Here is a 6,710-nt window from a genome sequence, read left to right on the forward strand (position 1 = left end):
GTTCCGATTGAACGTAGTCGATATCCTGAACGAACAGCAACGGCTGTTGACCGACCAACTGAATGCGGCTCGCAGAAAGTTCAGCCAATCTGGTAATCGCGGCGACCATCTTGAAGACGCGTTCCGGAGCTTTTTGAATGATCATACTCCAAGCAGCCTTACGGTTGGCACCGGTGAGGTTGTATCGCTGGATGGCTATGACAATCACCGAGTTTCGCGCCAATTGGACGTGGTTGTGAATACAAGAAACCAGCCGTTTCGCAATGATGTGAACGAAGCAGGAGTCTACCTGATAGAAGGTGTTGCAGCGGCTGGAGAAGTTAAATCTGTTCTGAATTCCAGCATGATTGAAACAGAACTATTAAAATCAAGTCAGTTCCGTTCTCTTATTGCGAAACCTGTTTCGAATCTAATCGCGGTTCGAAATCCCGATACGTGGGAGTCGTACTACTGTTTCTACAGGCCATATTTCTTGCTCTGCCTTGAGTCCAAGTTGCCATGGCAGCGTGTTGCTATATCGATTTTGGAGTGCATCCGCGATACGCGGCGTATCCCTATCGACGCAGTATTTTTTCTCGATTCCGGAATGATTTTTTTGATTTCTCCCTTTCAAAAAAGGCCTTGGAGTTACAGCAAGGGTACCCCTTTTGGACACGATATCTATTCTTACAAGAGCGTTGTCGGCTTCTTTGATTTAATGAAAATCAGTTCGCCTTTAGCTATGTTCATAGCGTGGCTTTCATATTTTCGAGGTTCGATGGTGGAGGATATGAACCCTATTCAATATTACATTCAGGAAGGCCTGCCGATTGCAGAAGATATTGTGCTTCCGCAAGGCCGTATTTGTCTGGCTGACGGTGAAGATATCAACAGTTGGGCTGTGCGTAGAGCAGGAGAGTTCGTCGCAGATCCACTCAATGGATTGCTTGACGCTCTGAAGTCGAGCCTGAGGAACTAGATATGAGTATTGCAGCACCCGGCGAAAACCTTCGCATCGACGGCGACCGGCTGTGGGACGCCATCCACGCCATGGCCGAGATCGGGCCGGGTGTCGCCGGCGGCAACAACCGCCAGACCGTGACCGACGAGGACGCCGAGGGCCGCCGCCTGTTCCAGCGCTGGTGCGAGGAGGCGGGGCTTACCATGGGCGTCGACGAGATGGGAACGATGTTCATGCGGCGCGAGGGCACCGACCCCGACGCGCTGCCGGTCTATGTCGGCTCGCATCTGGACACCCAGCCCACCGGCGGGCGCTATGACGGGGTGCTGGGCGTCCTCGCCGGGCTGGAGATCGTGCGCACCATGAACGATCTCGACATCAGGACCAAGCACCCGATCGTCGTCACCAACTGGACCAACGAGGAGGGCACGCGCTTCGCCCCGGCGATGATGGCCTCGGGCGTGTTCGCCGGCGTGCTCGACCAGGCCGATGTCTACGGGCACACCGACGCCGAGGGCAAGACCTTCGGCGCCGAACTCGAACGCATCGGCTGGAAGGGCACCGAGAAGGTCGGCGACCGCAAGATGCACGCCTTTTTCGAACTGCACATCGAGCAGGGGCCGATCCTGGAAGCCGAGGGCAGGGACATCGGCGTGGTCACGCATGGCCAGGGGCTGCGCTGGATCGAGTGTACGGTGACCGGCAAGGAGAGCCATACCGGCTCGACGCCGATGCCGATGCGCAGGAATGCGGGCAGGGGGCTGGCGCAGATCACCGAGCTCGTGCATCGGATCGCCATGGACAACGCGCCCAATGCGGTCGGCGCGATCGGCCATGTCGACGTCTACCCCAATTCGCGCAACATCATTCCCGGCAAGGTGGTGTTCACGGTCGATTTCAGGAGCCACGAGCTCGACCGTCTGAACGCGATGGTCGACCGGCTGCTGGAAGAAGCGCCGAAGCTGTGCGAGGCGATCGGGGTCGGTTTCCAGGCGCAGATCGTCGGCCAGTTCGACCCGCCCGCCTTCGACGAGGAGTGCGTGCGGATGATCCGCGAGGCGGCCGAGCGGCTGGGCTATTCGCACATGGACATCGTCTCGGGCGCCGGGCACGATGCGTGCTGGATCAACCGGGTGGCGCCGACGGCGATGGTGATGTGCCCGTGCGTCGACGGGCTTTCCCACAACGAGGCCGAGGAGATCACCAAGCAGTGGGCGAAGGCCGGCGCGGACGTTCTGTTCCACGCCGTGATGGAAAAGGCGGAGATCGTGGGGTGAGTGCCGCGTCTCCCCCTCACCCAACTGCGGCTAAGGCTTTGCTGTGCAAAGCCAAGCCTCGTATCCTTCTCCCCGGCGGGGAGAAGAAGAACGCGTCGATGCCGGCGACTATTCCTTCTCCCCTCGGGGAGAAGGATACGAAGACACAATGAGCGGAGCGAATTGATGTCGAAGTTGGATGAGGGGGCATATGCGCCCAAACCAAGTCCGCACACCAAAACCTTCGCCCGTGCCATGCGCGCCGCACCGACGGATGCCGAGCATCTGCTGTGGTTCGAGCTTCGCAACCGGCACCTGAACGGCTATCGCTTCAGCCGGCAGGTTCGCATCGGCCCCTTCATCGCCGATTTTGCGTGTCGTGCAAGGAAGTTGGTTGTCGAGCTTGATGGCAGTCAGCATGCTGGCAGCATCCATGATGAGAGGCGAACACGCAGCCCGAAATCGCGTGGATATGCTGTCCTTCGCTTCTGGAACGATGAGGTCGTCTTCGAACGCGGTGCGGTGCTTGATACGATCCTTGCCGTGCTCGACGGCCGCATCCATTCCCCCTCACCCGGCCTGCGCTTTGCGCCGGCCGACCTCTCCCCGATGGGGAGAGGAGAGCAGGCCTTCGGCCGCCACGCCCCAAGATCCGGGAGAAAGCCATGACCACCACCATCATCAAGAACGGCACCATCGTCACAGCCGATCTGACCTACAAGGCGGACGTGAAGATCGAGGACGGGGTGATCGCCGAGATCGGGCCGAACCTGTCGGGCGGGGAGGAACTGGACGCGACGGGCTGTTACGTCATGCCCGGCGGCATTGATCCGCACGTGCATCTGGAAATGCCGTTCATGGGCACCTATTCGACCGACGATTTCGAATCGGGCACGCGCGCGGCGCTGTCGGGCGGCACCACCATGGTGGTCGATTTCTGCCTGCCCAACCCCGAACAGTCGCTGCTCGACGCGATCCAGCGCTGGGACAACAAGTCGACGCGCGCCCATTGCGACTATTCCTACCACATGGCGATCACCTGGTGGGGCGAGCAGGTGTTCAACGAGATGCCCGAGGTGGTGAACCGGGGCATCAACACCTTCAAGCACTTCATGGCCTACAAGGGCGCGCTGATGGTCAATGATGACGAGATGTTCGCCTCGTTTCAGCGCTGCAAGGAGATCGGCGCGGTCCCGCTGGTCCATGCCGAAAACGGCGATGTCGTCGCCGACCTTCAGCGCAAGCTGATGGAAGAGGGCAACAATGGGCCGGAAGGCCATGCCTATTCGCGCCCGCCCGAGGTCGAGGGCGAGGCGACCAACCGTGCCATCATGATCGCCGACATGGCCGGCGTGCCGCTTTATGTCGTCCATACCTCCTGCGAGCAGGCGCACGAGGCGATCCGCCGGGCCCGCCAGAAGGGCATGCGGGTGTGGGGCGAGCCGCTGATCCAGCACCTGACGCTCGACGAGAGCGAATATTTCGACAAGGACTGGGACCATTCGGCGCGGCGCGTGATGAGCCCGCCCTTCCGCAACAAGGCGCACCAGGATTCGCTGTGGGCCGGGCTGCAGGCCGGTTCGCTGTCGGTGGTCGCGACCGACCATTGCGCGTTTTCCACCGAGCAGAAGCGCACCGGCGTGGGCGATTTCACCAAGATTCCGAACGGCACGGGCGGGCTCGAGGACCGGCTGCCGATGCTGTGGACCCATGGCGTGAGCACCGGCCGGCTGACCATGAACGAGTTCGTCGCCGTCACCGCGACCAACATCGCCAAGATCCTGAACATCTATCCGAAAAAGGGCGCGATCCTGGTCGGTTCGGACGCCGACATCGTCGTGTGGGACCCGAACAAGGAAAAGACGATCAGCGCATCCACGCAGCAATCGGCGATCGACTACAACGTCTTCGAGGGCAAGCATGTGAAAGGCCTGCCGCGCTTCACCCTGACGCGCGGGCGCGTTGCCGTGCACGATGGCGAAGTGCGGGGCGAGGAAGGCCACGGCCAGTTCGTCGAGCGCCCGGCCAACAATCCGGTCAACCGGGCGCTGTCGACCTGGAAGGAGCTGACGGCTCCCAGAAAGGTCGAACGCACCGGCATTCCGGCGAGCGGGGTGTGACGGCTGTGAACCGGTACCCCCCTGTGTCCCTTCGGGACATCTCCCCCACATGGAGGGAGAGGAGGCGCCGAGCGCGACCCCAGGCCCCCGCTCTCCCCCCTTGTGGGGGAGATGTCGGCGAAGCCGACAGAGGGGGGTGCTGACGACGATGCTCTCCCCGTCGCCCCAATCGGAAACGGTCATCGCCGCCGACAATCTCGATCTGACCTTCCAGACCGGCGATGGCCCTGTCCACGCCCTGTCGGACATCACGCTCGACATCGCCAAGGGCGAGTTCGTCTCGCTGATCGGGCCGTCGGGCTGCGGCAAGACCACGCTCTTGCGCGTCATCGCCGATCTCGAGCACCCCACGGGCGGCACGATAACCGTCAACGGGCTGAGCCCGCACGAAGCGCGCCTCAAGCGCGCCTATGGCTATGTGTTCCAGGCGGCCGCGCTGTTCCCGTGGCGGACGATCGCCGACAATGTGGCGCTGCCGCTCGAAGTGATGGGGCTGTCGGGCGCCGAGCGCGCAAAGCGCGTTGCCGAAAACCTCGAACTGGTCGATCTGGCCGGGTTCGAGAAGAAGTTTCCATGGCAATTGTCAGGCGGCATGCAGCAACGCGCCTCGATCGCCCGTGCGCTGGCCGTGCAGCCGGACATGTTGCTGATGGACGAGCCGTTCGGCGCGCTCGACGAGATCGTGCGCGATCACCTGAACGTGCAGCTTCTCAAGCTTTGGGCGCGCACCGACAAGACCATCGTCTTCGTCACGCACTCGATTCCCGAGGCGGTGTATCTTTCGACGCGCATCGTCGTGATGAGCCCGCGCCCGGGGCGGATCCACGAGGTCATCGATTGCGATCTGGGGGAAGACAGGCCGCTCGACATCCGCGAGGACCCGAAATTCTTGGAGATCGCGCACCGGGTGCGCGAGGGGCTGAAGGCGGGCCACGCCTATGACTGAGGCACTGGCCCGCGCATATCCCCGCACCGGATCATTCGCCCGGCGCGTTGCTGGTGTGGGAGCGGCTCGAGGTGTCCATCAACGGCTTGAGCAGATAGATGCCGTAGACGCCGGCGATGCCGACCAGAATGTAGATGATGGCGCTGAGCGCGGAAACCGTTCCGAGTTCGCCGCCAAAGATCAGGCGGACGAGATCGAGGCGGAAGAGCCCGACAAGGCCCCAGTTGATGGCGCCGACGATGATCAGGATCATCGCGGTTATGTTCAGTGCACGCATGAAATGCCTCCGTTTGATCTGACGCGGACGCGTGTGTTGGTGCGGTGCCGCGTCCTTGCCGACTTCAACGGGTTGGATGCCCGGTCGTTCCGGGGTTTTTCGGCACTCTTTGACACTGCGGCGATGTGGCGCCGGACGCACTGCGCCCCGGCCGTAGCCAGGTGCGGTCCGGCGGGCGTGCCTGTTGCGGAGATATCGGCAAAGTCGACGGCGCGGGGCATGGCCGCATGATCCGCGCGCGCCTCATCCCCATCGCCACCGTCGTCGCCGTGATCATCGGCGTGTGGTACCTGGCCGCGATGCTGCTGAACGCGCCGTTCGAATACAACCGCGCCGATCGATCCGGCGAGACGCTCACGCTGACCCAGGTCATCCCGCTGACGATGGCCCAGCAGCGTCCCGTGCTGCCGGCGCCGCACCAGGTGGCCGCCGAGATCTGGGACACGACGGCGATGAAACCCGTCACCTCCAAGCGCTCTCTGATCCATCACGCCTGGATCACGCTGTCGGCGACCCTGCTCGGCTTCGTTCTGGGCACTGCGCTCGGCATCGCGCTGGCGGTCGGCATCGTCCATTCGCGCGTGCTCGACAAGTCGATGATGCCGTGGATCATCACCTCGCAGACGATCCCGATCCTGGCGCTGGCGCCGATGATCATCGTGGTCTTCAACTCGGTCGGCGTCACGGGGCTGCTGCCCAAGGCGCTGATCTCGACCTATCTGTCGTTCTTTCCCGTCGCGGTCGGCATGGTCAAGGGGCTGCGCTCGCCCGAGACCATGCATCTGGACCTGATGCGAACCTATTCGGCGAGCCGTGCCCAGACCTTCTTCAAGCTGCGCTGGCCCTCCTCCATGCCGTTCCTGTTCACCTCGATGAAGATCGGCATCGCCGCGAGCCTTGTCGGCGCGATCGTCGGCGAATTGCCGACCGGCGCTGTCGCCGGGCTCGGCGCAAGGCTGCTGGCCGGCTCCTATTACGGGCAGACCGTGCAGATCTGGTCGGCGCTGATCGTCGCGGCGATCATGGCCGGTCTCCTGGTCGGGCTGATCGGCTGGATCGGCGGCCGCGTGAACAAACGCATGGGCGTCCAGGAGGTGGCAGCCTAATGTTTGAGTCAAGCAGCATTTTTGAAGTTTGTCGCGTAGGGCGTCCGGTTGCTGACGATGGCCCA

The 6,710-nt window shown here is 62.4% G+C and carries 7 protein-coding genes; 6 read left to right on the forward strand and 1 reads right to left on the reverse strand.

Annotated elements, in window-relative coordinates:
• Nucleotides 1–7 precede the first annotated feature (7 nt).
• The 5 genes from RBB34_RS16975 to RBB34_RS16995 all read left to right on the forward strand — a co-directional run bounded on the left by RBB34_RS16975 (nucleotide 8) and on the right by RBB34_RS16995 (nucleotide 5,262).
• Nucleotides 8–958: a DUF6602 domain-containing protein gene (locus tag RBB34_RS16975; RefSeq protein WP_306120434.1), complete on the forward strand. Its 951-nt coding sequence runs from the start codon at nucleotides 8–10 to the stop codon at nucleotides 956–958.
• Between the two features lie 8 nt (nucleotides 959–966).
• On the forward strand, nucleotides 967–2,217 hold the full coding sequence (locus tag RBB34_RS16980; protein ID WP_306120442.1) for a Zn-dependent hydrolase: 1,251 nt from the start codon (nucleotides 967–969) through the stop codon (nucleotides 2,215–2,217).
• 165 nt (nucleotides 2,218–2,382) lie between these two features.
• Complete coding sequence (locus RBB34_RS16985) at nucleotides 2,383–2,865, forward strand: DUF559 domain-containing protein (protein WP_306120435.1); 483 nt, start codon at nucleotides 2,383–2,385, stop codon at nucleotides 2,863–2,865.
• Nucleotides 2,862–4,316, forward strand: coding sequence for a dihydropyrimidinase (gene hydA, locus RBB34_RS16990; RefSeq protein WP_306120436.1), 1,455 nt, complete (start codon nucleotides 2,862–2,864; stop codon nucleotides 4,314–4,316). The genes RBB34_RS16985 and hydA overlap by 4 nt, the downstream gene beginning before the upstream one ends.
• A gap of 148 nt (nucleotides 4,317–4,464) precedes the next feature.
• Entirely contained in the window at nucleotides 4,465–5,262 is a 798-nt protein-coding gene (locus tag RBB34_RS16995; RefSeq protein WP_306120437.1) for an ABC transporter ATP-binding protein, read from the forward strand.
• Between the two features lie 31 nt (nucleotides 5,263–5,293).
• On the opposite strand, the gene RBB34_RS17000 is transcribed toward RBB34_RS16995, so the two are convergent.
• Nucleotides 5,294–5,539 (reverse strand): DUF378 domain-containing protein, encoded by a 246-nt coding sequence (locus tag RBB34_RS17000; protein WP_306120438.1) that lies wholly within the window; start codon nucleotides 5,537–5,539, stop codon nucleotides 5,294–5,296.
• 227 nt (nucleotides 5,540–5,766) lie between these two features.
• Between RBB34_RS17000 and RBB34_RS17005 the strand changes: the two genes are divergently transcribed.
• Nucleotides 5,767–6,645 carry an ABC transporter permease gene (locus tag RBB34_RS17005; protein ID WP_306120439.1) on the forward strand — a complete coding sequence of 293 codons (879 nt, stop codon included), beginning with the start codon at nucleotides 5,767–5,769 and terminating at the stop codon, nucleotides 6,643–6,645.
• The last annotated feature ends 65 nt before the right edge of the window (nucleotides 6,646–6,710 follow it).

The organism is Roseitalea sp. MMSF_3546, assembly GCF_030732865.1.
GTDB lineage: Bacteria > Pseudomonadota > Alphaproteobacteria > Rhizobiales > Rhizobiaceae > Roseitalea.